The following is a 25,300-nucleotide window of genomic DNA, read 5'->3' on the forward strand; positions in this document are numbered from 1 at the left end:
GTTGCCGTTCCCATAGCAGCTCCGCTATGATAAAAAAAATGAAACATGCTGATGGTGGACATGACGAACCGGAATAATTCGGGTCCTGTCGCATGAATCTCGACGACATCCGCGCTTTCGTGGCGGTGGTCGACACCGGCTCGGTCGGCAAGGCGGCGCTGTGCCTGCACCTGACCCAGCCGGCGGTGTCGCGGCGGGTGCAGCGCCTGGAGCAGACCCTCGGGGTGACGCTGCTCGACCGCGACTCGAAGCCGGCGCGGGTGACCCGGGCCGGCGAGGGCGCCTATCGGCGCTGCCTCACTGTCCTGCGTGCCGCCGAGGCGCTCGCCCGCGACAGCCGCAGCGCGGTGGCGGCGGGGCTGCTCCGGGTCGGCGTGGCGCTGGCGCTGTCCGAGGCGGTGCTGGCGCCGGCCATCGAGGCGGTGCGCCGGCGCTGCCCGGCGGTGTCGCTGCGGCTCGTGGCCGAGCGCAGCGTGCTGCTGCGCCGGCAGGTCGACGCCGGCCAGCTCGACGCCGCCGTGGTGGCCGAGCGGCCCGACCGGCCGCTCGATCCGACGCAGGCGACGGCGCTCGGCACCGAGCGGGTGCTGGTGGTGGTGCCGGCCGACAGCCCGCTGCCGGGCCGCATCACGGTCGGTGATCTCGCCGGCCAGCCCTGGGTGATCAATCCGGACGGCTGCGGCTTCCGCGCCCAGCTCGACCGTGCGCTGGCCGAGCGCGGCGCCCCTGTCGAGGTGGTGGCGGAGACCTGGGGCGGCTCGCTCCAGCTCGCCCTCATCGCCCGCGGCGTCGGCATCGGGCTGATCCCGGCGCGGCTGTTCGCCGGCTCGCCCTGGCGCGACCGCGTGCGCGCCGTGACGGTGGAGGGCTTCGCCCCGGCGCTCACCGCCTGGCTGGTGACGGCCGGGCCGCTCGGCCCCTTCGACGCCGCGGTGGCGACCATCGCCGACACGGTGCGGGACTTTCTGGCTGACGGCGGGGACCCTGCCAGCCCGTCGAGCTCGGTGGCCGGCGACCACAGGGCGAGAGCCGACGCGACGGCGTGCGGCGATTGAATCGCCCAACTCTCCGGGCTTACGCTGCGGCGGCCGGCGCGGCAGGCGCCGCGATTCGGGAGGGCACGCGATGAGCAAGCGGGAAACCCGAGCCAAGCGAGCGGCCCGCGGCGGCGCAGGGTCGCAGAACGGCCCGGCCGCCACCGTCGACAACGCCGTCGTGTCGGCGCCCCCGCACCACGGCGAGGTGCTGCGCACCGCCGTCGAGAAGGCCACCATCGAGTCGATCTGGCCGCGCATCGCCCGCAACGGGCCGCGCAAGCCGCCGAAGAACTACAAGTATGTCGAGGAGCTGGCGCATCTCCAGTACGAGCTGATCAAGCTCCAGGAGTGGGTGCGCACCCACGGCCTGCGCGTCGCCGTGGTGTTCGAGGGCCGCGACGCCGCCGGCAAGGGCGGCGTGATCAAGCGCATCGCCGAGCCGCTGAACCCGCGCATCTGCCGCGTCGTGGCGCTCGGCACGCCGACCGAGCGCGAGCGCGGCCAGTGGTATTTCCAGCGCTACGTCGCCGAGCTGCCGGGGCGCGGCGAGATCGTGCTGTTCGATCGAAGCTGGTACAACCGTGCCGGCGTCGAGCGGGTGATGGGCTTCTGCACCGAGACCGAGTATCGCGACTTCCTGCGCGCCTGCCCGGTGTTCGAGGAGCTGCTGATCCAGTCCGGCCTGATCCTGATCAAGTACTGGTTCTCGGTCAGCGACGAGGAGCAGGAGCGGCGTTTTGTGGAGCGGGCCCGCAATCCGTTCAAGCGGTGGAAGCTGAGCCCCATGGACATCGAGTCGCGCGCCCGCTGGGTCGACTACTCGAAGGCCAAGGACGCGATGTTCGCCCACACGGACACCAAGAAGAGCCCGTGGAACGTGGTCGACGCCGACAACAAGAAGCGCGCCCGCCTCAACTGCATCGCCCACCTGCTCGAGCAGATTCCCTACGGCCATGTGCAGCCCGCCGAGATCGAGCTGCCGCCGCGCCAGCTCGACGACGGCTATCGCCGGCCCAAGAAGTCGAGCCAGCGCTTCGTCCCCGCCGTCTACTGACCGCGGTCTGCGGATCGCCGGTTCGGCCGATTGCCTCCGGCGCGGTCACGGTCTGCCCAAATTCGCTCCGTGAAACCGTCATGCGAATCACATAGCCTTTTCGGCATGGCGGCTCGTGGATGGTCGAATCGATGAGCGACACGAACCCATGAACGACACGATCCCAGCCCCCGCGGATCGTACCCGCGCCGCCCGCTTCCGAAACGCTTCCTCACCAGAACCCGTCGCGAGACGCGGTGATCCGGCCGACGTGCCGGCGCCGGCGTCGTCCCGTCGATTCGGCGAAAGGAGTCGGTCCTTGGGTAAGCAGTCCAGCAAGAAGAAGCGCCGTGGCGATCGGATGGTCACATCGGCCGAGATCATCGCGTTTGCCGGGACCAAGTTCTCGGCAGCCCGAACGCTGCCGCCCATCGCGCCGCTCAACGCCGCCCAGGCCGCCTATCTCGAGGCGCTGCGCACCAGCGCCCAGGTGGTGGTGGTCGGCCCCGCCGGCACCGGCAAGACCTGGATCGCCGCCACCTACGCGGCCGACCTGTACAGGACACGCCGTGTGTCGCGCATCGTGCTGACCCGCCCCAACGTGCCGTGCGGCCGCAGCCTCGGCTTCTTCCCCGGCTCGCTCGAGGAGAAGTTCGCGCCGTGGGCGGCGCCGCTCGTCGACGCCATCAAGGAGCGCATCGGCAAGGCCGCCTTCGACATCGCGCTGAAGAACGGCGACATCGAGATGGTGCCGTTCGAGGTGATGCGCGGCCGCTCCTGGAAGGACGCCTTCGTGCTGCTCGACGAGGCGCAGAACACCACGCCGGCCGAGATGAAGATGTTCCTCACCCGGGTCGGCGAAGGCTGCATCACGGTGGTGGACGGCGATGTCGGCCAGTGCGATCTCGATGCCGAGTCGGGCCTGCGCGCCGTCATCGCGCTGATTCGTGCCCGCGGCCTGCCGGTGCCGGTGATCGAGTTCGGCCGCGGCGACATCGTCCGCTCCGGCCAGTGCGCCATGTGGGTGGAGGCGTTCGAGGACGCGGCTCTCTGACACGAGATCCGGCTGATCCATGCGTCGGTCATTCCGGAAGCCGCGAAGCGGCTGTCCGGAATCCGGCCGAGAGCTTCGAGCCTGCCGCCTGGTTCCCGGCGCCCGGACGGCGCGACGCGCCGATGCGGGTGCCGCGCCCCGGAACGACGGCCAACTGATCACCCGGAAACTCTATGAGGCCGCCGCTCAGAACTTCTCGGGCCGCACCACCGCCACGTCCGACACGGTGACGAAGCCGATATGGGTCGACACCACGGCGAACACCGTGTCGAGCACCGCATCGAGGCGCGCCGCGTCGACGATGCTGATCAGCATCACCATCTGGCGGGTGGCGCTGATCTGTCCCTCGGCGGTCCAGTCGCCGCTCTGGCCGTGGCCGGCCAGGATCGGCACCACCGACCAGCCGGTGACGCCGGCCTCGTCGAGCCGCGCCGTGATGCGGCGAAGCATCGGCATCTCGGTGACGATCTCGATGCGCTTCTTCGGATGGGTCTGCATGGCGGACGAAACTCCTGCGAGGGGGACCGACACGATCGGGCTCACGACGCGATGCGTCCGGCCACCGCGATATAGAGCGGGATGCCGAACACCAGATTGAACGGGAAGGTGACGCCGAGCGACAGCGTCAGTGCGATCGCCGGGTTGGCCTGCGGCAGCGCCAGCCGCATGGCGGCCGGCACCGCGATGTAGGAGGCCGAGGCGGCGAGCGTGATCAGCACCGCGGTGCTGCCCGGCGACAAGCCGATCGGCACCGCCAGCGCGGCCGCCAGCGTCGCCCCGATCAGCGGCATCACGATCGCGAAGGCGGTGACCGGCACCGACAGGTAGCGCCGGCCCTGGGCGAGACCGCGCCCGGCGACCAGGCCCATGTCGAGCAGGAACAGGCAGAGGAAGCCCGGGAAGGCGTCGATGAGGAACGGCTTGAGCAGCGTGGCGCCGCGCGTCCCCGTGATGGCGCCGATCGCGAAGGCGCCGAGCAGGATCACGATGGAGCCGTTGAACAGCACCTCGCGCATCATCTGGCCGCGCTCGACCGTCTCGGCCTCCGACTTGACGTAGCGCCGCGCGATCATCAGGGCGGTGACGATCGCCGGCGTCTCCATGGCGGCCGCCACCGCCACCATGTAGCCGTCATAGGCGATTGCGAGCTGGCTCAGCATGCCGGTCACCGCCACGAAGGTGACGGCCGAGATCGAGCCGTAATGGGCCGCCACCGCGGCGGCGTTGACCGGATCGAGCCGCGAGGTGGCGCGCAGCAGGCCGTAGGCGATCAGCGGCATGGTGAAGGAGAGCAGCACGCCGGCCGCGATGGCGGCGACGAGCTGCCCGGTCAGCCCGTGATGCGCCACCTCGACGCCGCCGCGGAAGCCGATCGACATCAGCAGATAGAGGGCGAGGAGCTTGGCCACCGCCTCCGGCACCGAGAGGTCGGAGCGCGCCAGGGCGGCACCGAGCCCGAGCACGAAGAACAGCACCATGGGCGAGAGAAGGTTCTGCAAGGCGAGGTCGATCATCACGGGTCCTGGGGTCGGAGGAGCGGCGGCGACCCGCCTGGCGGGTCCGGCAGGCTCCGCCGGCCGGCCGCGAGGCGGAGCCGGGCGACCCTAGGGGTGGTTGAATGATACGTTAAATTGATAATAGTAAGTTCTATGATTGCGAAAAATGATCATCGGCCGGCGCCGCGCCCGCTCGTCAATCTCGATCTCGATCTGGTGCGCACCTTCGTCACCATCGCGGCGCTGGGCAGCTTCACCCGCGCCGCCGAGGCGCTGCGGCTGCAACAGTCGACCGTGTCGCTGCAAGTGCAGCGCCTGGAGGATGCGCTCGGCCGCCGGCTGATCGACCGCAACCCGCGCGCCGTGCGGCTGACCGGCGACGGCGAGACCTTCCTGCTGCACGCCCGCCGCCTGCTCGACGTCAACGACGAGCTGGTGTCGCGGCTCACCGAGCCGGCGGTTCATGGCGTGGTGCGTCTCGGCACGCCGGAGGACTTCGCCTCGCGCCATCTGCCCGAGGTGCTGTCGCGCTTTTCCAAGACCTATCCGGCGGTGGCGCTCGAGGTGACCTGCGACCTGACGCTGAATCTGGTCGAGCGGTTCCGCCGCGGCGCCTTCGATCTCGCGCTGATCAAGCGCGAGCGGCTTTCCGGAGCGGGCGCCGGCGGCCTGCGGGTGTGGCGCGAGCCGCTGGTGTGGGCGACTGCGGAGATCGATCTGCACGCCTTGGAGGGGCCGTTGCCGCTGGTGGTGTCGCCGACCCCGTGCGTCTACCGCAAGCGGGCCACCGAGGCGCTCGACCGTGCCCGGCGGCCCTGGCGGGTCGCCTACACCTGCGGCTCGCTCGCCGGCTCGCTGGCGGCGGTGCGGGCCGGGCTCGGCGTCACGGTGCTGCCGAAGGACATGGTGCCGGCCGATCTGCACGTCGTCGACGGCGGTCCGCTGCCGGGTCTCCGGGATACCGAGATCGCGCTTCTCCAGCGCGAGCGCCTGTCGCTGCCGGCGCAGCGCCTCAAGGAGCACATCGTGCGGTCGCTGGGATAGATAGGGCCGGCACTCCGGATCGGGAGACCGGCGCGGCTCACAGCCGGTCGGTGATCTTCTCGGCCGGCGGCGGCAGCGAGGCGTCTCCCCAGGCCGGGCGGTCGGCGCCGTCGCCCCATTTGCGCGGGCGGTAGAAGGTGTGCACGCCGATCTTGTCGAGCTTGTGCATCGTCCGCACCCACCATGGGCGCACCCAGTAGGCGTGGTAGTGGGTCGCCTTGCCGACATCGGACAGCCAGTGCTTGCCGTCGAGCGTCTCGGTGGCAACCCGCTGGGCCCGCTCCCAGGCGTCCGGCTCGGTGATCTTGTCCTTGATGCCGTCGCACGCGAAGGTGAACTGGCACGAAAGATGGCGGTGCGCGTTCTGGTAGACCACGCCGCACACGTCGCTCGGATAGTAGCCGGAGAACACGCGGTTCATCACCACCTGGGCGACCGCGATCTGGCCGCGCAGCGGCTCGCCGCGCGATTCGAAGTAGACGGCGTCGGCGAGGCACTTCTCGGCCTTGGCGCGCTCGCCGCCGTAGAGGCCGAGGCGCTCGGCCGGGCTGCGCAGCGCGTGGCCGTCGCCCGGCACCACCTCGCCCTTGCGCACGATGGTCTCGCCGCCGTCCGGGTCGATGGCGGCCCGCAGCGTCGCCTCGCTCGGGGTGATCTCGTCGAGGGCGGTCAGCTCGGCGTCGCTGTCGGGGGCGATCGATACCGACCCGGGGCTCCACGGCTGAAGCGCGCCACCGGCGCCGGCGAGCGGCTCGGCGCCGAAGTAGACATGCGCCGCCACCAGCGTCGGCGAGGTCTCGCCGAGGGTCGGCATCGCGGTGTCGGGCTGGAACGGCTCGCTGCCGTGCGCCGGATCGACGGCGGCGTGCTCCGGCGCGGATGTGGTGCCGGCAGGGGCGGCGGCGGGGGCCGGCGGGCCGGGCAGCTCCGCCCGCGGCGTCACGGCACGCGGGATTACGATGTCGGTCGAGGCACTGGCCAGGACGAAGCTCTGCTGCGGCTCCGCGGCGGCGGGCTCCGCAGCAGCGGACTCGACGGGCGCGGTCTCCGCGGCGACGGCTTGGACCGGAGCAGTCGGGATCGGAGCGGTTTGGACCGGCGCCGTCTGGGTGGCCACGGCCTGAGAGCGGCTGCGGCGGGCGGCGGGGCGCGGTGCCGGCTCGGGCTCGCTGCCCAGCCAGGCCAGCGAGTGGCCGCTGAACGCCTCGGCCGAGATGATCGGCGCCTCGGCGACCGGGCGGGCGGCCGGCCGCGGGGCAGCCGCGGGCGTCGACGGCTGGTCGGTCCCCGCCAGTGCCTCGGCGGTCTCGGCGGCGACATGCGCCTCGGTCTGCGGCAGCACCACCGGCCAGCCGGTGCGGGGCTTGGCGGTCGGCGCCGGAGGGGTGGCTGCGGCGGCAGCCGGTGATTCGGCAAGCGTCGGAGCGGGCGCCGTCCGGGCGGTGTCGGCCGCCGGCAGCGCCGCGACCACGGCGGGCGGCTCCGGAGCGGCGAGCGGCGCCGCGGCGGCGCGGACGGCCTGCTCGCGGGCGATCCACTCGGCGACGGCGCGCGGCACCAGGCGGTCGCCCTTGCGGGTGCGGTTGATGGGATCGCGGTCGAGCGCCGGCGGGCGGGCGCTGAGGTCGAACAGCGCGCGGTCGCCGATGGCGCCCGTGAGGGCGGCGCGGTCCACCACCATGTCGAGGCTGGCGACGCGATAGCCGACCGGATCGGGCACCGCGGTGCCGACCGGACGCGGGAAGCGGAAGGTGGCGGCGTGGAAGGTGCCGAACGGCGACTTGCCCTGCTCGTCGGCGCGGTCGCCCATGCCGGCGCGCGCGGCGATCAGCGAGGCGAGATCCTGGTAGCCGACCGCGCTCGGGATCGCCGCAAAGGTGAGAAGCGCGAACCCGAACGGCACGGCGGCGACGCACCGGCGCCTGAGCGGTGATTCTTCCAGCGTCGATCGCACCCGAGAGTCCAAACGGCCGTCCCCGCAGCGCGTGCATTCGCTCATGCTTTACCGATCGTCACGCCGATCGGTAAAAACCGCGTTTGCACGGTCGCAACACGTCAACCATGCTGCTGGAGCACGGTTAACGTCGTGTAAACGGATGCGCGCCGCGCAGGCGAGCGCCCGCGAAGTGTCGCATCGTGATATCGGCCGACAGCACCGAGGCGCCGCCGGACGTGATCAGGTCGATGGCTTGCTGAGCGATCCGGTCGCAGGAAGACCGACCGAAGGAAATCGCCACCGGGCGGGCAGTGATGGCGACGACCCCGATCGGGTCGGATCGTCGCCATCACCGCGCCTCGGCACCCCCACACCCCCGTGCGTCGGCGGCAAGTCGATTTACCGATTAGCAACCAAAACTAAGGCGGCACTTTGGCAGCGCGGCAGGCCGTCGCAGCGGCGCCGGGGCGGTGCTGCCGCAGACCACGAAAACCCGCGCGGCATCGCAGGAAATCGCCATCCACAGGGTGTCCGCCGGTGCCGTCGCGGCGGCCGGGCGCGCCGCCCGCGGGATGTGCCGTTCCTCTCCGGCGCGTCACGAGTCGCGTGCGGCCGCGCTCTTGGTGTCACGATTCGCGCGTCGCCGCGCTCTTGGTGTCACGATTCGCGCGTCGCCGCGCTCTTGGCGCGATTCTCTCGCGCGGCATTGCGATGTCGCATCACCGCCTGGTTCAGGGCCGCTCCATAGACGAAGATGGTCGCTGTCCAGTACAGGAACACGAGCGCGATCATCGCCGAGGCGAGTCCCGCATACATCGACACGTAGGCGGAGGCGAACTCCGACAGGTAGCGGCCGAACAGCACGCCGGTGATCAGCCACATGGCGAGCGTGACGGCGACGCCGGGCGCGATCTCGTCCAGCGTGCGGCGGCCGGCCGGCAGCCATTTGTGAATCAGCGTCAGCGACACCACCAGAATCACCGTGGCGACGCCGAAGCGCGCCACCGTGAGCGACACCTCGAACTGCTTGAGATTGGGGAACCACGGCACCAGCCCGTTGTAGATGAGCGGCCCGAGCACGATCAGCAGCGCCAGTACGATCAGCCCGACGGCGCCGACCAGCACGTAGCCGATCGATTCGAGGCGCAGCAGCCACCACGGCCGCGTCTCGATCACCTCGTAGCTGCGGTTGAGGCCGATGCGCAGGCTCTCCACCCCGCTCGACGAAAAGTAGACCGCGAGGCCGGCGCCGACCGTGAGCAGCCCGCCATGGGCCGTGGTCAGCACGCTCTCGATCTCGCTGGCGATCGGCCCCGACACCTCCTCGGGCCAGGCTTCGAGGAGCAGCAGGGCGACCTGGTCGGCGAGGTCCTGGGTGCCGAAATAGCCGGTCAGGGCGGTGACGAAGATCAGGAACGGAAACAGCGACATCAGGGTCGACAGGGCGATGTGGCTGGCGATCGCCCAGCCGTCGTCGCGGCTGAAGGCCAGGAAGGCGTCGGCCGCGATCCGGGCCGGAATCTTCAAAAGACGCAAGAGCATGATCCGGTCCAGGCGGCCTCGGCCGCGGGCGGATTCGTCCCACCCCGGCCGCAGGATTTTCTCTCCACGCAGGTGCGAAAAGATGCAATCATTAGGGGTCAAGTCGATTTTGCATCAAGTGGCGATCGCGGACCCCGGCGTCCGCGCCGGCGGTCGCACGGCGCCTATTCGGAGATTTCGATGTCGTTTGCCGCCAAGCGTTCCGAAACCGGCCCCGATCTCGTGGCCATTGCCAGCCAGGCGACCGTGGCCCTCGATGCCGTGCTGGCCGACGCGATCAGCGCGGTCCGCGCCCGCATCGCGGCCGGTGGGGCCGGGGCGCGGCTGATCGATCGCGAGCAGCGGGCCGTCCATGGCCTCGCCTGGCTCGCCACCTATGTGGAGGCGGTCCGCCAGCTCGCCGCCTACACGGAGCGCGGCATCGCGGCCGGGCGATTCGGCGAGATCGAGGACCTGGTGGTCCGCATCGGCCTCGGCGAGTACGTCGCCCAGGTGGCCGGCGGCATTCCGATGAGCCAGACCGAGTTCGTCCGCCCGGCCGACCTCGGCCTCGACACCGCCGACGTGCTGCGCCGCCTCGGCCCGACCCTGGACGCCCTCGCGGCCACCGGCAACACGCCCGAGAACCGCGCCCGCCTGGTCGAGCTGATGCGCCAGCACCACGGCGCCACGGTCGGCGATTGCGGGCTCGAGGACACCTACGAGCAGATCCGCGACCAGATGCGGAAGTTCGCCGACTCCGAGGTGGTGCCGCACGCCCATGGCTGGCATCGCGCCAACGCCTACATCCCGATGGAGACCATCGCCCACATGGCCGAGCTCGGCGTGTTCGGGCTGACGATCCCGGAGGAGTATGGCGGCCTTGGGCTCGGCAAGGAGTCCATGTGCGTCGTCTCCGAGGAGCTTTCACGCGGCTATATCGGGGTCGGCTCGCTTGGCACCCGCTCGGAGATCGCCGCCGAGCTGATCCTGTGCGGCGGCACCGACGAGCAAAAGCAGCACTGGCTGCCCAAGATCGCCTCCGGCGAGATCCTGCCGACCGCGGTGTTCACCGAGCCCAACACCGGCTCCGATCTCGCCTCGCTGCGCACCCGCGCCACCCGCGAGGGCGACGTCTATGTGGTCAACGGCAACAAGACCTGGATCACCCATCCGGTGCGCGCCGACCTGATGACGCTGCTGGTCCGCACCAATCCCAAGGACGCCGGTTATCAGGGCTTGTCGATGCTGCTCGCCGAGAAGCCGCGCGGCGACGACGCCAATCCGTTCCCGGCCGAGGGCATGTCGGGCACCGAGATCGAGGTCCTCGGCTATCGCGGCATGAAGGAGTACGAGATCGCCTTCGACGGCTTCACGGTGCCGGCCGCCAACCTGCTCGGCGGCACCGAGGGGCAGGGCTTCAAGCAACTCATGCAGACCTTCGAGGCGGCCCGCATCCAGACCGCGGCACGAGCGATCGGCGTGGCTCAGGCCGCCATGGAGGAGGGCCTCGCCTATGCCGAGACCCGCATCCAGTTCGGCCGTCCGCTGGTCGAGTTCCCGCGCGTCTCCGACAAGATCGCCATGATGGCGGCGGAGATCATGATCGCCCGCCAGATCACCTACTTCGCCGCCAAGGAGAAGGACGAGGGCAAACGCTGCGACCTGGAGGCCGGCATGGCCAAGCTGCTCGCCGCGCGGGTCGCGTGGGCGGCCGCCGACAACGCCGTGCAGATCCACGGCGGCAACGGCTTCGCGCTCGAATACAAGGTGTCGCGGCTCCTGTGTGACGCCCGCATCCTGTCGATCTTCGAGGGCGCCGCCGAGATCCAGGCGCAGGTGATCGCCCGCCGGCTGCTCGATCAGCGGAACTGACGGCGGCGCGAACGACGACACGCGCTTCGCCTGCCCCGAGGCGCCCGCGACGCGGGCGTCTCGTCGGGCGAGGCCGCGCAGGGTCACTCGAGGGCCGCAGGCAGCAGAGGGCTGCGGGCTGAGGATCAGGCGGCCGATGCGACCTTGGAGCCGCCCTCGGAGCCGGCCTTGGGCGTCCGTTCCGGCTCGGCGTGGCTCTCGAACGTCTCGAACATGTCGCCAAAGCGCAGCTCGGCGGCCGGCACCGGCGGGCTGAAGCAGAAGCCCTGCACCTGCACGACGCCCGCCGAGCGGAGCCACTCGACGTGCTCGATCGCCTCGACACCCTCGGCCACCACGCTCATGCCCAGGCTGCGGCCGAGCCGCGCGGCCGAGCCGACCACCGCCATGCAGTCCGAGCGCGTCGCCAGCTCCTGGATGAAGGTGCGGTCGATCTTCAGCTTGTCGAACGGGAAGACGGTGAGATAGCCGAGCGAGGCGTAGCCGGTGCCGAAGTCGTCGAGCACCACGGCGATGCCGAGCTCCTTGAGCTGGCGCAGCACCGAGATGTTGCCGGCGCTCTGCTCCAGCAGGACGTTCTCGGTGATCTCGATCTCCAGCCGGGTCGGCGGCAGGCCGGTCTCCTCCAGGGTCGCCATGATGGTGTCGAGCAGGTTGGCGCCCCGCAGTTGGACGGTCGAGATGTTGACGGACAGCGATACGTCACTCGGCCAGCGCATGGCATCGAGGCAGGCTTGTCGCAGAATCCAGTCGCCCAGCGGCACGATCAGCCCGGTCTGCTCGGCGATCGGGATGAACTCGGACGGCGACATCTCGCCCCGCTCCGGATGGCTCCACCGCACCAGCGCCTCGACGGCCGAGACCTGGCCCGTCACCACGTCGACGATCGGCTGGTAGTGCAGCACGAACTGGCCCTGCTGGACGGCGAGATGAAGATCGCTCTCCAGCCGCAGCCGCTCCTCGACCGCATCCTTCATGTCCGGCACGAACATGCAGAAATTGTCCCGTCCGCGCGCCTTGGCCTCGTACAGGGCGATGTCGGCGTTCTTCATCAGGTCGGTCGGGGTCTCGGCCGGCGCGGCCGCGATGGCGATGCCGACGCTGGCGCTGATGCTCGCCGCGTTGCCGTCGATGTCGTAGGGCTCGCGCAGAGCCGCCACGATGGCGGTGGCGAGCTTCGCGGCGTGCTCCTCGGCCCGCCTCAGAGCGTCGCCGGGCCGGTCTCCGGCCTGCGGGGCGGCGCCGCACAGCACCGCGAATTCGTCGCCGCCGAGGCGCGCCAAGGTATCGTGCGGGCTGATGCAGGCGGTGATGCGCGCCGTCGTCTCGCGCAGCAGCGCGTCACCGGCGGGGTGGCCGAGCGTGTCGTTGACGTCCTTGAAGCGGTCGAGATCGATCATCAGCACCGTCACGGTGCCGCTCCGTCGTCGCGCGAGACGTTGCACGTTTTGCAGGCGGTCGAGGAACTCGGCGCGATTGGCCGTGCCGGTCAGCGGATCGCGGCGGGCCAGGAACTCGATCCTCGACTGATAGCGACGCTGCTCGGTGACGTCCTCGTGCATCTCCAGCCACTCGCCCTGGGCGAGACGGTGGCAGTTCACCGCAACGACGCGACCGTCGGCGAGCTCGCAGATCCGATCGGTCGGATCGTCGGCCGTGTCGGTGTCGATGTCGTCCGGACGGCCCGCTTCGGAAGAGTCCGGCTGGTGGCGCAGCCGCGCCCGGCACATCGCCTCGATGGCGTGGCGGTGCGTGCCGAGGGGGATCGGATCGGCGATGCCGTAGATGCGGCGGAAGCGCTCGTTGCACACGCGCAGGACGCCGTCGGCGTCGAACAGGCAGAGGCCGTGCGACATGTTGTCGAGGGCCGCCGCAAGGGCGCGGTTGGCGCCGGCGAGCTCCGAGCGCGATTCCGACAGGCGTCGGATCTGGCGACCGATCACGCCGAGCAGCGCCAGCAGGCAGCCGAGAAAGCCCGCAGCGCCGAGCGCCGTCCCGATCGACTGGGAACGCCAGTTCGCCAGGATGTGGGCCTCCGGCACCGTCAGCGTGATGACGAGCGGAACCCGCGCGAGCGGCTGCACGGTGGCCCACTGGGGCTCGCGGCCGGCCTTGAGCGCTATCCGGAAGGAGCCGCCACCGGCCGCCACGGCGCGATGCCAGTCGAAGGGCATCGCGCCGGGGGTGGGGCCATCCGGGATGCGGACGATCTCGCGGCTGGTGCGGTGCATCAGCGTCATCGTCTCGCCGTGGGATTGCCCGGTAGCCCGGAAGGCGCGCTCGAAATGCTCCATCGTCACGCTGAGATGGATGGTGCCGCGGAACGCACCTTCGGTTCCGTTGATGCGACGGGCGAACACCAGCACCGGAACGCCGCTGAGGGGGCCGAGAAACGGGCCCGAGACGACGAGCTGGTCGTCCTTGGCGCCGGCCAGAATGTGGAAGAACGGGCGATCGCCGATGCTGGGCGTGTCATGACCGAAGTTGGTCGACATCACCACGTCGCCGCGGCTGTCGGAGATCACCAGGTGGCGGGCATCGGGGACTCGTCCCAGGCTGGCCACCATGGCGCCACGCAGATCGTACCGACGCGGGGCGGTGAAGTACTGCCGGAACTCGTCGTCCGTGGCGATGTCGAGCACCTCGGCCTGCCGCCGATACTGGATCAGGATCTCGTCGATGTCCTGGACGATCCGGTCGATCTGATCGGCCATGAAGCTCGTGGTGTCGACCGCGTGGCGCAGGGCGTGGTCGATGTCGTCGGCACGGTTGCGCCAGATCGACAGGCCCACGATGCCGCTCGCCAGGCCGCAGACGGTCAGGACGACGAGGATGATCCATCGGAACGACAGCGAGCTGGGCAAAGCGAGACCCCGCGTGACATCGACGGGACCTTAGCCGGAAAAAGTTGCTGTCCGCATAACTTCAGCATTCTGCAACACTTCGGAAAGCAGAGCGACTGAAGTTGGTTGATTTCTGATCAATCCCGATCGGTGCAGACGATCGTTCGCGAGGGGGATCGCCCGGCGTACCGTCCGATCGAACGTATCGGAGACGGCGCGGGCTCGGTCGGCGCGTCAGGCGGCGGCGATGCGGCGGTCACCGGCGAGCCGGTCGGCGGCGGCCGTCGCCGTCATGGCCCGGCCGAACAGATAACCTTGCCCGTGGGTGCAGCCGATGGCGCGCAGGATGTCCTGCTGGCCGGTGGTCTCGACGCCTTCCGCGATGGTCGTCATGCCGAGGCCGGCGGCGAGATCGGCGACGCCGCGCGTGATGGTGAGGCAGTCGGGATTGCCGGGAAGCTCGCTGACGAAGGAGCGGTCGATCTTGATCTTGTCGAACGGGAAGCGGCGCAGATAGCCGAGCGACGAGTAGCCGGTGCCGAAATCGTCCATGGCGATGCGGACACCGAGCCGGCGCAGGGCGTGCAGGGTGGCGAGGTTGGAGGCGTTGTCCTCGAGCAGCACCGTCTCGGTGATCTCCAGCTCGATGCGGGCGGGATCGAGGCCGCTGCGAAGCATGACGGCCCGCACGCTCTCGACGATGTCGCCGCTGCGGAACTGGACCGGCGACAGGTTGACGGCGAGCTTGATCGGCTGCGGCCAGCGGGCGGCGTCCTCGCAGGCCCGGCGCAGCACCCAGTCGCCGAGCGGCACGATCAGCCCGGTCGCCTCGGCGATCGGGATGAACTCCGCCGGCGACACCGCTCCGCGCTCCGGGTGGGTCCAGCGCAGCAGCGCCTCGAAGCCGCTGATGCGGTTGTCGGCGAGATCGACCCAGGGCTGATAATGGACCTCGAACTGACCCTTCTCGAAGGCGATGCGGAGCTGTGTCTCCAGGGTGCGGCGCGCCTTCAGCTCGGCATCCATCTCGGGAGCGAAGAAGCAGTGGCTGCGCCGGCCGCGCGTCTTCGCCCGGTAGAGCGCCATGTCGGCATGGTTGAGCAGCTCGTCGACGCCCCCGGCGTCGTCCAGCGTGGTGGCGATGCCGACGCTCGGCGTCACCGTGATCTCGTGGCTGTCGATGACATAGGGCGCGCTGATGGCGGCGATCAGGTGCTCGGCGAGGCGGCGGGCGTCCTCCTTGCTGGCGATCCCGTCCTGCACGACGGCGAACTCGTCGCCGCCGATGCGGGCCGCGGTGTCTTGCGGCCGCACGCACTGGCGCAGCCGCAGGCCGATGCGCTTCAGCAGCTCGTCGCCGATCGGGTGACCGAGCGTGTCGTTGACGTCCTTGAAGCCGTCGAGATCGAGGCAGATCAGCGCAATCCCGTCGTCCACGGAGCGGCCACGGCGCAGCGCCTGCTCCAGCCGGGCGCGGAACAGGGTGCGGTTGGCGAGCTCGGTCAAGCCGTCGTAGTGGGCGAGATGGCGGATGCGGGCCTCGTCGTGCCAGCGCTGGGTGATGTCGATCAGGGCGCCGAGCTTGGCCGGGCGGCCCTCGTGGGTCAGCACCCGGGTGTAGGCCTGGATCAGGATTTCGCTGCCGTCGGCGCGCCGATGCCGCCACACGCGCTCGCCGCGCGAGGCGTGCTCGGAGCGGGCCGCGATGCTGACGTCGTGATGGTCGACCGGATCGCGGATGTCGAGCAGCGTCATCGCCAGGAACTGCTCGCGGCTGTAGCCGTAGTGCTTGATGGCCGCATCGTTGACGGCGAGGAAGCGCAGCGTCTCGCGGTCGAACACCCACATCGGCACCGGGTTGGCGTCGAACAGCAGGCGGAACGATTGCTCGCTGCGCTTCAGCTCGGTGATGTCGATGCGGATGCCGATCGACCCGCCGTCGCTGGTGCGGCGCTCCTCGACCCGGAGCCAGCGGTCGCCGAAGAGCTGTTGCTCGTGGCTGCCCGCATGGGCGCGGAACTTGGCCATGCGCTCGGCCAGCCAGGTGCCCTCGCGGCCGTGAGCGTCCGCCACCAGGCCGCGCTCGATGCGAGCCCGCAGCCGGTCTTCCAGCCGGTCGCCGACCTGGATCGGCATCGGATGGCCGCCGTAGAGCTCCTCGTAGAGCTTGTTCCACAACACGAAACGGTCGTCCGCGTCGAAGAAGGCGAGGCCCACCGGCACCGCCTCGATCGCCTCGCGCAGCCGGGCATGGGCGGCGCGCGCCTCCTCGGAGGCCTGCTCGGCCTCGCGGCGAGCCGTCACCAGGGCCTCCTCGCGTTGGCGCGCCTCGCCCAGCAGGGCGGCGAGCGAGCGCGACAGCGAATCGATCTCGGCATAGCCGCCGACGACGGGTAGCGATGTCGCCGAGGACCGGCGTGCCGCCTCGGCGCCGGCGGTCAGCGCGGTGAGCGGATCGGCGATCCGCCGGGCCATGGCGAGGCCCATCATGATGGCGACGAGCAGCGCCACCGCGACGATCAGCAAGGCCCGGCCGATCCGGGCGTCGACATGGGCGAGCGCGTGAGCGCGATCGATCCCGACCGCGACCCGGGACCCGGTGTCGGTGAGCTCCAGCACGCCGTAGAGGCGCGGCGTGCCGTCGCTGCCCTCGGCCTCCATCCAGCCCTGGCCGGCGCGCAGCGCCGCCGGCAGGCGATCGGGCGTGCCACCGGCGGTGGCCGCGGCGGCCGGCTGCGGAATGCGCGCCATCACGGTGCCGTCGGCGGCGGCGAGCCAGAAGGTCGCATCGGCGGCCGGCGCCACGGCGGCGGCCAGCTGGGTGAACCAGTCGAGCTTCAGCGACATGGAGATCAGGCGCGTCACCCGGCCCTTGTCGTCGACGAGCGGCAGGATCACCACACTGATCGGCTCGCGGTTCACGCGGCTGATCAGGAAATCGCTCGTCACCAGGCGGCGCTCGGCCTTCGCGGTACGGAAGTAGGTGCGGTCGGAGAAGTCGATGCCCAGCGCGCCGGTCAGGGTGGTGCAGACCATCCGGCCTTCGGCGTCGAGCACCGACAGGCCGTCGGCGAGGGGGCGATTGCGGACGGTGTCGGCGAGAAAGCGGCGGCAGGTCTCGGCCGAGCCGTTGGTCACCTCGGGCACGAAGGCCGCGATCTCCACCAGGGTCTGGGCCTCCAGCACCACCTCGCGATAGCGCACGGCGACCCGGTGAGCGAGCTCCTCGACCCGCCGCCCGGCGGCATCGATCTCGTTGGCGCGGTCGCGGTAGAGGGCGACGCCCATGGCGGCGATCAGCGGCAGCACGGCAACCAGAATCAGGCCGAGCAACCGCGCTCGAATGCCCGAGAATGCTCGGGCTCTGGGCCTCGCACTGTCCACCATGATGGTCCCGCCTTCGCGGCCACGATGGCGGAGCACCCCTGCAATGCTGATTAACGGGTGGGCCTAATAGCTGGTAAAGGAGAATTATGTTTGACAGACTGTTGTGGCGCCATCCGGAATTGCCCGCCCGTTGACCACTCGTGCCGCCGACCTATCTTCAAAAAGGGGACCATCTCCCCGATTGGAACGAGACGTTTTCGAACGAGACAAGGCGTACCAGATGGCCAAGCTCAGCATCCCGCACGACGCATTCGTGTTCGTCGGGGACGGCCGCAAGGCTCTGTTCCTGCGCAACGAGGGGGACGAGAAGTTTCCCAATCTGCGCACCGAGCGGGTCTTCGTCGACGAGACTCCGCCGGCCCACGAGCCGGGCTCCGACGCGCCCGGCCGCGGCTTCTTCACCGCCGGTCCGCGCTGCGGGGGTGTCGATCAGACCGACTGGCAGGAGCTGGGGGAGCAGCGGTTCGCCAAGGATGTGGCGGGCGCCTTGGAGCGGCTGGTGCGTGATCGCAAGATCAAGGCGCTGGTGATCGCGGCGCCGCCGCGGACCCTGGCGGAGCTGCGCCGGGCGCTGCACAACGAGGTGAAGAGCCGGGTGGTGGCCGAGATCGACAAGGACCTCACCAAGATGCCGGTGCACGAGATCGAGCGGCACCTGGCCGCCTGACGGCACGGGACCTGTGCCCGCCGGGACGGTCACGCCCGGCGGGTCGCCCCCAGGGCGTAGAGAGCATCCGCGAGCGCCGCCTCGAATGGCGTGTGCGGCACCGCGCCGACCGCGGCGGCGAGCCGTGTTCCGTCGATGCGGTGCGGCACCGACCACAGATAGGCGACGTCGCACAGCTCGCGGAAGATCGGCACCAGCGGCGCCACCGCCCGCAGCATCCACCATTGCATGCGGTCGATCTTCAGGGGCCGCCCGACCGCCTCGACGATCGCCGTGGTCAGCACGCGCCCGGTGACGGCGTGGCCCGGAAAGCCGAACGGCGCGAAGGCCGGCAGCGTCGCCCGCCGCTCGGCGAGGCGCACCAGGGTGGTCGCGAGATCGGGCAGGTAGGCCCAGGCATGGACGAGGTCCAGCGGCCCCGGATAGGCGAGGCGGCCGTGCGGCAGATGATTGACCACGACGCGGTCGAGCCAGCCGATGCCGCCGCCATAGACGTCGCCGGCCCGCACCAGCACCACCCGCAGGCCGTCCTCCGCCTCGGCGCGCAGGCGCTCGGCGAGCGCGGCGCGCAGCACGCCCTTGCGGGCCGTCGGCCGCAGTGGCGTCTCCTCGTCGATCACGGACGGCATGCCGGCCCCGTAGGCGAACAGCGGGTCCGGCACCATCAGGGTGGCGCCCGCCGCGCGGGCTGCCGCGATCGCCGTCTCGGCGAAGTCGGGCACGCTCGTCGGCCACTCGGCATAGGGCGTGTTGAGGGCGTGGACGATCACGTCGGCGCCGGACGCCGCCTCGATCACCGAGGCGCGGTCGCGGGCGTCGAGCCCGATCACCGTGGTGCCGGGCACGCAGCGGTGGGCGGCGCTGCCGCGCACCAGGCTGGCGACCTGCCAGCCGGCGGCCTGGAACGCCGCCGCGGTGGCATAGCCGATCCGGCCGGCGGCGCCGAGCACCAGGACGCGGCCGCTGGTCGGCTGCTCGCCGGGAGGGCGCTCGCCCGCGGCCGGCTCGCTCACGGGGCGCTCCGGGTGAGCGCCCGGTCGAGGTCGGCGTAGAGGTCCTCGGGGTCCTCCAGCCCGACCGACAGGCGCAGCAGGTTGGTGGGGCAGGGCGAGCGCGGTCCCTCGATCGAGGCGCGGTGCTCGATCAGGCTCTCGACGCCGCCCAGCGAGGTCGCCCGCTTCCACAGCGAGACCGCCGCCGCGGTGGCGATGGCGGCCGCCTCGCCGCCGTTCACCTGCACCGACAGCATGGCGCCGTAGCCGGTCATCTGGCGGGTCGCGATGGCGTGGCCCGGATGCTGCGGCAGGCCCGGATAGAGCACCCGCTCGACGCTGCGATGATGCGACAGCCAGGTGGCGAGCAGCGCCGCCGCCTCCGACTGCGCCCGCACCCGCACGTCGAGGGTGCGCAGGCCGCGCAGCAGCAGCCATGCCTCGAACGGACCCAGAATGAGGCCGTGGCGCGCCCGCAGGGTGGCGATGCGGGTCCACCACGGATCGTCCGGCCGCGCGGTGGCGAGCGAGCCGGCGATCACGTCGGAATGGCCGTTGAGGTACTTGGAGGCCGAGTGCATCACCAGGTCGGCGCCGAGCGCCAGCGGCCGGGTGAACACCGGGGTGGCGACGGTGGAATCGACCGCCAGCCGGGCGCCGGCCGCTCGCGCGATCGCCGCCACGCCGGCGATGTCGGTGAGGGTCCAGAGCGGATTGCTCGGCGTCTCGATCCACACCAGGCGGGTGCGGCCCGGCACCACGGCGGCCTGCACGGCGGAAAGATCGGTGGTGTCGACCAGCTCCACGGTGTGCCCGTAGCGCGGCGCCTCGGTCTCCAGCCAGTCGCGGAAGCCCCAGTACATCACCTGCGAGGCGACGATGTGGCCGGGCTCGGGCAGCGCCATCACGGCCGTGGTGGCGGCCGCCATGCCGGCCCCGAACAGCATCGCGGCGGCGGCTCCGTCGAGCGCGGCCAGCACCGCCTCGGCGCGGCGCACGGTGGCATTGTCGGGTCGCCCGTAGACGAAGCCGGACGAGTAGGCGTTGTCGGGATCGCGCAGGTAGGTGGTGGCGACGTGCACGGGGGGCACGATCCCCCGGGTCTGCGGCTCTATGTCGCCGAGCGCCTGGGCCGCGAGGGTGCGGGGCTTCGGAGGGGCGGGGGGCTTGGTCATCGGTGGTCCGTGCTGGAGCGGCCCGACCGGGTGGGCGGGCCGGAATGGCGCCGGCGGCGGAACCCGCCGGGGCTCGCCCGTATAGGCTCGAAAGGGGCGTGATGTTCAAGAGGCGTCCGCCGCCGCGACCCTGTAGAAGAGGGGCGAGCGGCCGGCAGGCCGGTGCAGCCGGTGAAGCGGGTGCAGCCGGCAAGGCCGGTGCAGTCGGCGAGTGGAGAGTGGCATGGCCCATGCGTTGAGTGTCTACGCGGTTCCGGTGGCGATCGGCGCCGTCGCCGTGGTGCTGCTGCTCGGACTCGGCAACATGCTGCGCGGTGGCTCGCCGAACGTGTCGCAGCGGCTGATGCGCTGGCGGGTGGTGCTCCAGCTCGTCGCCATCGCGATCATCATGCTGACCGTCTGGGCGATGCGTCAGTGAGCCGGCGGCGAGCCGGCAGGGACGGTTGCCTCGCCGCCGAAACCCGCTACGGTCGGGGCCTTCCGCCCCATCGCCCGACGCGCCACGGAGCCCAACAATGGTCGTGCTGAACCGCATCTACACCCGCACCGGCGACGACGGCACGACGGCGCTCGGAACCGGCGAGCGGCGCAAGAAGCACGATCTCCGCATCGCCGCCTACGGCACCGTCGACGAGACCAACGCGGCGCTCGGCCTGGCGCGCCTCTACACCGCCGATGCGCCCGATCTCGACGCCATGCTGGGCCGCATCCAGAACGACCTGTTCGATCTCGGCGCCGACCTGTGCATGCCGGGCGAGGCCGGCAAGGGGCCGGGCGGCGCCCGCCTCGCCGTCACCGCCGAGCAGGTGGCGCGGCTGGAGCGCGAGATCGACACGCTCAACGCCGATCTGGCCCCGCTGCGTTCCTTCGTGCTGCCCGGCGGCTCGCCGGCCGCCGCCGCCCTGCACGTCGCCCGCACCGTGTGCCGGCGCGCCGAGCGGCTGATCGCGGAGCTGGCCGACCGGCCCGGCGAGACGGTGTCGGGGCCGGCGCTGCACTACGTCAACCGGCTGTCGGACTTCCTGTTCGTGGCGGCGCGCTGGGCCAACGGCCGCGGCGCCGGCGACGTGCTCTGGCAGCCCGGGCAGAACCGCTGACCGGAGGGGCGCGCCGGCCGGCCGCGCGGCCGTCGCCGGATCGGGCTTTCGGTCGCACCTGGAAGGGGGTCGGGACCGCCGTGGCGGTGCAGCATCCGCGTTGACAGCCCCCGACGAGAGCCCATAGGTTGCGCCGCCGCCGCGGGAGTTTGCAGCATGAAAGTCCTTGTCACCGTCAAGCGGGTCGTCGACTACAACGTGAAGGTGCGCGTGAAGTCGGACGGCTCCGGCGTCGAGCTCGCCAACGTCAAGATGTCGATGAACCCCTTCGACGAGATTGCCGTCGAGGAAGCGATCCGCCTGAAGGAGGCCGGCAAGGCCACCGAGATCGTCGCCGTGTCGATCGGTCCGGCGCAGGCCGCCGAGACCATCCGCACCGCGCTCGCCATGGGGGCCGACCGCGGCATCCTGGTGAAGACCGACGCGACGGTCGAGCCGCTCGCGGTCGCCAAGATCCTCGCCAAGATCGTCGCCGAGGAGCAGCCCGGCCTCGTCATCATGGGCAAGCAGGCGATCGACGACGACTGCAACCAGACCGGCCAGATGCTGGCGGCGCTGCTCGGCTGGCCGCAGGGCACCTTCGCCTCCAAGGTCGTGCTGGAGGGGGACGGCGTCACCGTGACCCGCGAAGTCGACGGCGGTCTCCAGACCGTCGCCCTCAAGGGGCCGGCGATCGTCACCACCGACCTGCGGCTCAACGAGCCGCGCTATGCGTCGCTGCCAAACATCATGAAGGCGAAGAAGAAGCCGATCGCCGAGAAGACCCCGGCCGACTGCGGGGTCGACGTCGCGCCGCGGCTCGAGGTGCTGAAGACCACCGAGCCGCCGGGCCGCAAGGGCGGCATCAAGGTTGGCTCGGTCGCCGAACTCGTCGGGAAGCTCAAGGACGAAGCCGGAGTGCTGTGAGATGGCGAACCTTCTGGTTGCGGAACACGACGGCGCCGGCCTCAAGGACGCCACCGCCAAGGCGCTGACCGCGGCGCGGGCGCTCGGCGGCGACCTCCATGTGCTGGTGGCGGGACAGGGCTGCCGCGGCGCCGCCGAGGCGGCCGCCAAGCTCGACGGCGTCGCCAAGGTGCTGATCGCCGACGACGCGCGCTATGCCCATCTGACGGCGGAGCCGATCGCGGCGCTGCTGGTCGGCCTCGCCAAGGACTACGACGCGATCGTCATGCCGGCGACCGCGATCGGCAAGGACGTGATGCCGCGCGTCGCCGCGCTGCTCGACGTCATGCAGGTCTCCGAGGTCACCAAGGTGCTGTCGGCCGACACCTTCGAGCGGCTGATCTATGCCGGCAGCGCCGTCCAGACGGTGCGCTCGCGCGACGCCAAGAAGGTGATCACGGTGCGCATCTCGTCGTTCCAGGCGACCGGCGCGGGCGCCGCGGCGGCGCCGATCGAGGCGGTCGCGGCCGCCGACGATCCGGGCCTGTCGCGCTTCGTCGGCGAGGAGCTGTCGAAGTCGGAGCGGCCGGAGCTGACCTCGGCCCGCATCGTCGTCTCCGGCGGTCGTGCCGTGCAGAGCCGCGAGAACTTCGCCAAGTACATCGAGCCGGTCGCCGACCGGCTGGGGGCGGCGGTCGGCGCCTCGCGCGCCGCGGTCGACGCCGGCTACGCGCCCAACGACTGGCAGGTCGGCCAGACCGGCAAGGTGGTGGCGCCCGATCTCTATGTCGCCATCGGCATCTCGGGGGCCATCCAGCATCTCGCCGGCATGAAGGACTCCAAGGTGATCGTCGCCATCAACAAGGACGAGGAGGCGCCGATCTTCCAGGTGGCCGATTACGGCCTGGTGGGCGATCTGTTCAAGATCGTGCCGGAGCTGACGGACGAGCTCGCCAAGATCGGCAAGTGACCGTCCGGTGGGGCATCTCGGGCGTGGCGGGCCGGCCCGAGTGGCAGTATAAGAGCATCCCGGCTCCCGGCCGGGCTCGTCGCACGCGACGGGCCGTCGCCGGGGCCGACAGCTCCCTCGGGAAAGGTCGATGACGAACATCAGCAAGGTCGGCGTGATCGGGGCCGGGCAAATGGGCACGGGGATCGCCCATGTGTGCGCCCTCGCGGGATTCGACGTCGTGCTCAACGACGTCACCGAGGACCGCATCAGGGCGGGGCTCGCCACCATCAACGGCAACATGGCGCGGCAGGTCCGGCGCAACCGCATCACCGAGGACGAGCGGCAGAAGGCGCTGGGCCGCATCGTGCCGGCGTCGACCTACGAGGGCTTCGCGGACTGCGACCTCGTCATCGAGGCGGCGACCGAGAAGGAGGACGTGAAGCGCAAGATCTACGTCCAGCTCTGCCCGAGCCTGCGCCCCGACGCGATGATCGGATCGAACACCTCGTCGATCTCGATCACCCGGCTGGCGGCGGCGACCGACCGGCCGGAGCGCTTCATCGGCATCCACTTCATGAATCCGGTGCCGCTGATGGAGCTGGTCGAGCTGATCCGCGGCATCGCCACCGACGATCCCACCTACGAGGACACCAAGGCGTTCTGCCACAAGCTCGGCAAGACCGTCGCGGTGTCGGAGGACTTCCCGGCCTTCATCGTCAACCGCGTGCTGATGCCGATGATCAACGAGGCGATCTACACGCTCTACGAGGGCGTCGGGACCGTCGAGGCGATCGACATCGCGCTGCGGCTCGGTGCCAACCATCCGATGGGGCCGCTCCAGCTCGCCGACTTCATCGGGCTCGACACCTGCCTGTCGGTCATGCAGGTGCTGCACGAGGGCCTCGCCGATTCCAAGTATCGGCCGTGCCCGCTGCTGGTGAAGTATGTCGAGGCCGGCTGGCTCGGTCGCAAGACCCAGCGCGGCTTCTACGACTATCGCGGCGAGAAGCCGGTGCCGACGCGCTGATCCTCGTGGTCTCCACCGGCGCGTTCGAACGCGCCGCGATGGAGATGGTCGCAAACAAGAATGGCCGCGCTTGTCGCGGCCATTCTTGTTTCCGCACGGCGCGACCGGGCATCGTCTGCCCCGGTCTCCCTTCACGGGGTTCCGCCGCCGCTTCGTCGCTCCGCCAGCCATCGCGCCAGTCGCCCGTCGATGGCGACGAGCCCGGCCGCGATGCCGGCCATGCCGACGATCTGGTGCGGCTCCAGCCGCTCGCCCGCGAACGCGATGCCGAGCAGGAGGGCGCTGACCGGGATCAGGAAGGTCACCAGCAGGGCATTGGTGGCGCCGGCCCGCGCCAGCACGCGGAAATACAGGATGTAGGCGAGGGCGGTCGAGAAGGCGCCGAGCGCCAGCAGCGCCGCGATCGCGGCTCCCGACGGCATCGGCAGCGTCCACGGCCGGTCGAGCAGCAGCACCGGCGGCAGCAGCAGCACGATGGAGGCGACCGCCTGGCCACCGCCGATGACGTTCGGCGACAGATGGCGGTAGCGCCGCGCATAGAGGGCGCCGACCGCGTACAGGGCCGCCGCCGCCAGGCAGGCCATCTCGCCGGCGAGATGGCCGCCGATGCCGCCGACGACGACACCAGGCCCGATCATCACCGCCACCCCGGCGAGGCCGAGCAGGAGCCCGGTCGCCCGCGCCGGGGTGATGCGGTCGTCGGTGGTGGTGAGATGGGCGAGCACGATGGCGAACAGCGGCGTGGTGGCGTTGAGCACGGCGGCGAGCCCGCTGCCGATCCGGGTCTGGCTCCACGCAATCAGCGCGAACGGCACCGCATTGCTGAGGATGCCCATCACCACGAAGGGCCACCAGTTCGGCGGCAGCAGCCGCAGCTCGGCGGCGCGCCAGCACAGGGCCAGCATGATCGGCGCCGCCACCGAGACCCGCACCAGCGAGATGGTCATCGCCGGCACCTCGGCGACCGCCACCTTGGCGAAGTAGAAGGCCGCCCCCCACAACAGCGACAGGCCGAGGAGCATCGCCCAGTCGACGGGCGACATGGTGAGGAGAGGACGCGAGGGCATGCGGTGGTTCTAGAGCATTTTCCGGCGAAGTGGGACCCGGTTCGCCGTCGAAAATGCGATCAGGCAAGGAGATCCAGAGCGGTGTTCGATCCCGTTGGCTCGGACTCCGCTCTGGCGGGTTTCCCGAAGCCGGTGGACTCCGGCCTGTGCAGAAATCACAGCCCGTGTGAAATTCGGTGCGGAGGCCGGCGCCATCGCCTCCTCGCCCGAAC

General features: G+C 70.7%; 20 protein-coding genes. 11 read left to right on the plus strand and 9 right to left on the minus strand.

Features of this window, described 5'->3' with window-relative positions:
• Positions 1-92: 92 nt before the first annotated feature.
• From ACFQUV_RS08835 to ACFQUV_RS08845, 3 genes are all read left to right on the plus strand, one after another.
• The gene (locus tag ACFQUV_RS08835) at positions 93-1,055 is read left to right on the plus strand and encodes a LysR family transcriptional regulator (protein WP_129611270.1); all 963 of its coding nucleotides are present in this window, start codon (positions 93-95) and stop codon (positions 1,053-1,055) included.
• Between the two features lie 70 nt (positions 1,056-1,125).
• Complete coding sequence (gene ppk2, locus ACFQUV_RS08840) at positions 1,126-2,091, plus strand: polyphosphate kinase 2 (RefSeq protein WP_244601742.1); 966 nt, start codon at positions 1,126-1,128, stop codon at positions 2,089-2,091.
• Positions 2,092-2,431: 340 nt separating this feature from the next.
• Positions 2,432-3,124 (plus strand): PhoH family protein, encoded by a 693-nt coding sequence (locus tag ACFQUV_RS08845; protein ID WP_129611290.1) that lies wholly within the window; start codon positions 2,432-2,434, stop codon positions 3,122-3,124.
• A 186-nt stretch (positions 3,125-3,310) separates the two neighbouring features.
• Here the strand turns inward: ACFQUV_RS08845 and ACFQUV_RS08850 are convergent, their stop codons facing one another.
• Both ACFQUV_RS08850 and ACFQUV_RS08855 read right to left on the minus strand, forming a co-directional pair.
• Positions 3,311-3,622 (minus strand): DUF190 domain-containing protein, encoded by a 312-nt coding sequence (locus ACFQUV_RS08850; protein WP_129611269.1) that lies wholly within the window; start codon positions 3,620-3,622, stop codon positions 3,311-3,313.
• Positions 3,623-3,663: 41 nt separating this feature from the next.
• Positions 3,664-4,638 (minus strand): sodium-dependent bicarbonate transport family permease, encoded by a 975-nt coding sequence (locus tag ACFQUV_RS08855; RefSeq protein WP_129611268.1) that lies wholly within the window; start codon positions 4,636-4,638, stop codon positions 3,664-3,666.
• A 135-nt stretch (positions 4,639-4,773) separates the two neighbouring features.
• On the opposite strand from ACFQUV_RS08855, the gene ACFQUV_RS08860 reads away from it, so the two are divergent.
• A complete protein-coding gene (locus ACFQUV_RS08860) occupies positions 4,774-5,664 on the plus strand; it encodes a LysR substrate-binding domain-containing protein (protein ID WP_129611267.1) in 891 nt (296 codons plus the stop codon).
• Between the two features lie 37 nt (positions 5,665-5,701).
• Here ACFQUV_RS08860 and ACFQUV_RS08865 read toward each other — a convergent pair whose 3' ends face one another.
• A complete protein-coding gene (locus tag ACFQUV_RS08865; RefSeq protein ID WP_378394641.1) occupies positions 5,702-7,567 on the minus strand; it encodes a cell wall hydrolase in 1,866 nt (621 codons plus the stop codon).
• A 690-nt stretch (positions 7,568-8,257) separates the two neighbouring features.
• Positions 8,258-9,142, minus strand: a complete 885-nt coding sequence (locus tag ACFQUV_RS08870) for a YihY/virulence factor BrkB family protein (protein WP_111384068.1) — start codon at positions 9,140-9,142, stop codon at positions 8,258-8,260.
• A gap of 180 nt (positions 9,143-9,322) precedes the next feature.
• On the opposite strand from ACFQUV_RS08870, the gene ACFQUV_RS08875 reads away from it, so the two are divergent.
• Positions 9,323-10,996, plus strand: a complete 1,674-nt coding sequence (locus ACFQUV_RS08875; protein ID WP_129607348.1) for an acyl-CoA dehydrogenase family protein — start codon at positions 9,323-9,325, stop codon at positions 10,994-10,996.
• Positions 10,997-11,121: 125 nt separating this feature from the next.
• Here ACFQUV_RS08875 and ACFQUV_RS08880 read toward each other — a convergent pair whose 3' ends face one another.
• Both ACFQUV_RS08880 and ACFQUV_RS08885 read right to left on the minus strand, forming a co-directional pair.
• On the minus strand, positions 11,122-13,860 hold the full coding sequence (locus tag ACFQUV_RS08880; RefSeq protein ID WP_129607347.1) for an EAL domain-containing protein: 2,739 nt from the start codon (positions 13,858-13,860) through the stop codon (positions 11,122-11,124).
• Between the two features lie 213 nt (positions 13,861-14,073).
• On the minus strand, positions 14,074-17,172 hold the full coding sequence (locus tag ACFQUV_RS08885; protein WP_165363740.1) for an EAL domain-containing protein: 3,099 nt from the start codon (positions 17,170-17,172) through the stop codon (positions 14,074-14,076).
• A 274-nt stretch (positions 17,173-17,446) separates the two neighbouring features.
• On the opposite strand from ACFQUV_RS08885, the gene ACFQUV_RS08890 reads away from it, so the two are divergent.
• Positions 17,447-17,893 carry a host attachment protein gene (locus ACFQUV_RS08890; RefSeq protein ID WP_111384064.1) on the plus strand — a complete coding sequence of 149 codons (447 nt, stop codon included), beginning with the start codon at positions 17,447-17,449 and terminating at the stop codon, positions 17,891-17,893.
• Between the two features lie 29 nt (positions 17,894-17,922).
• Here ACFQUV_RS08890 and ACFQUV_RS08895 read toward each other — a convergent pair whose 3' ends face one another.
• Positions 17,923-18,906: an NAD-dependent epimerase/dehydratase family protein gene (locus tag ACFQUV_RS08895; RefSeq protein WP_165363739.1), complete on the minus strand. Its 984-nt coding sequence runs from the start codon at positions 18,904-18,906 to the stop codon at positions 17,923-17,925.
• Complete coding sequence (locus tag ACFQUV_RS08900) at positions 18,903-20,060, minus strand: PLP-dependent aspartate aminotransferase family protein (RefSeq protein ID WP_155480406.1); 1,158 nt, start codon at positions 20,058-20,060, stop codon at positions 18,903-18,905. The genes ACFQUV_RS08895 and ACFQUV_RS08900 overlap by 4 nt, the downstream gene beginning before the upstream one ends.
• Before the next feature lie 223 nt (positions 20,061-20,283).
• On the opposite strand from ACFQUV_RS08900, the gene ACFQUV_RS08905 reads away from it, so the two are divergent.
• The 5 genes from ACFQUV_RS08905 (at position 20,284) to ACFQUV_RS08925 (ending at position 24,021) form a co-directional block, all read left to right on the plus strand.
• Positions 20,284-20,478: a twin transmembrane helix small protein gene (locus ACFQUV_RS08905; RefSeq protein ID WP_111384061.1), complete on the plus strand. Its 195-nt coding sequence runs from the start codon at positions 20,284-20,286 to the stop codon at positions 20,476-20,478.
• A 97-nt stretch (positions 20,479-20,575) separates the two neighbouring features.
• On the plus strand, positions 20,576-21,157 hold the full coding sequence (locus tag ACFQUV_RS08910) for a cob(I)yrinic acid a,c-diamide adenosyltransferase (protein WP_129609008.1): 582 nt from the start codon (positions 20,576-20,578) through the stop codon (positions 21,155-21,157).
• Positions 21,158-21,313: 156 nt separating this feature from the next.
• The gene (locus tag ACFQUV_RS08915; RefSeq protein WP_111384060.1) at positions 21,314-22,063 is read left to right on the plus strand and encodes an electron transfer flavoprotein subunit beta/FixA family protein; all 750 of its coding nucleotides are present in this window, start codon (positions 21,314-21,316) and stop codon (positions 22,061-22,063) included.
• Between the two features lies 1 nt (position 22,064).
• Complete coding sequence (locus tag ACFQUV_RS08920; protein ID WP_129609007.1) at positions 22,065-23,012, plus strand: electron transfer flavoprotein subunit alpha/FixB family protein; 948 nt, start codon at positions 22,065-22,067, stop codon at positions 23,010-23,012.
• A 130-nt stretch (positions 23,013-23,142) separates the two neighbouring features.
• Entirely contained in the window at positions 23,143-24,021 is an 879-nt protein-coding gene (locus ACFQUV_RS08925; RefSeq protein WP_129609006.1) for a 3-hydroxybutyryl-CoA dehydrogenase, read from the plus strand.
• Between the two features lie 131 nt (positions 24,022-24,152).
• Here ACFQUV_RS08925 and ACFQUV_RS08930 read toward each other — a convergent pair whose 3' ends face one another.
• Positions 24,153-25,088, minus strand: coding sequence for a DMT family transporter (locus tag ACFQUV_RS08930; RefSeq protein WP_129609005.1), 936 nt, complete (start codon positions 25,086-25,088; stop codon positions 24,153-24,155).
• Positions 25,089-25,300: the final 212 nt, after the last annotated feature.

It is taken from the genome of Rhodoplanes sp. P11, assembly GCF_964266735.1.
Classification (GTDB): Bacteria; Pseudomonadota; Alphaproteobacteria; order Rhizobiales; family Xanthobacteraceae; genus Rhodoplanes; species Rhodoplanes serenus.

What these genes read in the sequence shown, in the direction of transcription:
- ACFQUV_RS08835 (WP_129611270.1), top strand. Translation starts at nt 93, where the DNA reads ATGAATCTCGACGACATCCGCGCTTTCGTGGCGGTGGTCGACACCGGC.
- ppk2 (WP_244601742.1), top strand. Translation starts at nt 1,126, where the DNA reads ATGAGCAAGCGGGAAACCCGAGCCAAGCGAGCGGCCCGCGGCGGCGCA.
- ACFQUV_RS08845 (WP_129611290.1), top strand. Translation starts at nt 2,432, where the DNA reads ATGGTCACATCGGCCGAGATCATCGCGTTTGCCGGGACCAAGTTCTCG.
- ACFQUV_RS08850 (WP_129611269.1), bottom strand. Translation starts at nt 3,622, where the DNA reads ATGCAGACCCATCCGAAGAAGCGCATCGAGATCGTCACCGAGATGCCG.
- ACFQUV_RS08855 (WP_129611268.1), bottom strand. Translation starts at nt 4,638, where the DNA reads ATGATCGACCTCGCCTTGCAGAACCTTCTCTCGCCCATGGTGCTGTTC.
- ACFQUV_RS08860 (WP_129611267.1), top strand. Translation starts at nt 4,774, where the DNA reads ATGATTGCGAAAAATGATCATCGGCCGGCGCCGCGCCCGCTCGTCAAT.
- ACFQUV_RS08870 (WP_111384068.1), bottom strand. Translation starts at nt 9,142, where the DNA reads ATGCTCTTGCGTCTTTTGAAGATTCCGGCCCGGATCGCGGCCGACGCC.
- ACFQUV_RS08875 (WP_129607348.1), top strand. Translation starts at nt 9,323, where the DNA reads ATGTCGTTTGCCGCCAAGCGTTCCGAAACCGGCCCCGATCTCGTGGCC.
- ACFQUV_RS08890 (WP_111384064.1), top strand. Translation starts at nt 17,447, where the DNA reads ATGGCCAAGCTCAGCATCCCGCACGACGCATTCGTGTTCGTCGGGGAC.
- ACFQUV_RS08900 (WP_155480406.1), bottom strand. Translation starts at nt 20,060, where the DNA reads ATGACCAAGCCCCCCGCCCCTCCGAAGCCCCGCACCCTCGCGGCCCAG.
- ACFQUV_RS08905 (WP_111384061.1), top strand. Translation starts at nt 20,284, where the DNA reads ATGGCCCATGCGTTGAGTGTCTACGCGGTTCCGGTGGCGATCGGCGCC.
- ACFQUV_RS08910 (WP_129609008.1), top strand. Translation starts at nt 20,576, where the DNA reads ATGGTCGTGCTGAACCGCATCTACACCCGCACCGGCGACGACGGCACG.
- ACFQUV_RS08915 (WP_111384060.1), top strand. Translation starts at nt 21,314, where the DNA reads ATGAAAGTCCTTGTCACCGTCAAGCGGGTCGTCGACTACAACGTGAAG.
- ACFQUV_RS08920 (WP_129609007.1), top strand. Translation starts at nt 22,065, where the DNA reads ATGGCGAACCTTCTGGTTGCGGAACACGACGGCGCCGGCCTCAAGGAC.
- ACFQUV_RS08925 (WP_129609006.1), top strand. Translation starts at nt 23,143, where the DNA reads ATGACGAACATCAGCAAGGTCGGCGTGATCGGGGCCGGGCAAATGGGC.
- ACFQUV_RS08930 (WP_129609005.1), bottom strand. Translation starts at nt 25,088, where the DNA reads ATGCCCTCGCGTCCTCTCCTCACCATGTCGCCCGTCGACTGGGCGATG.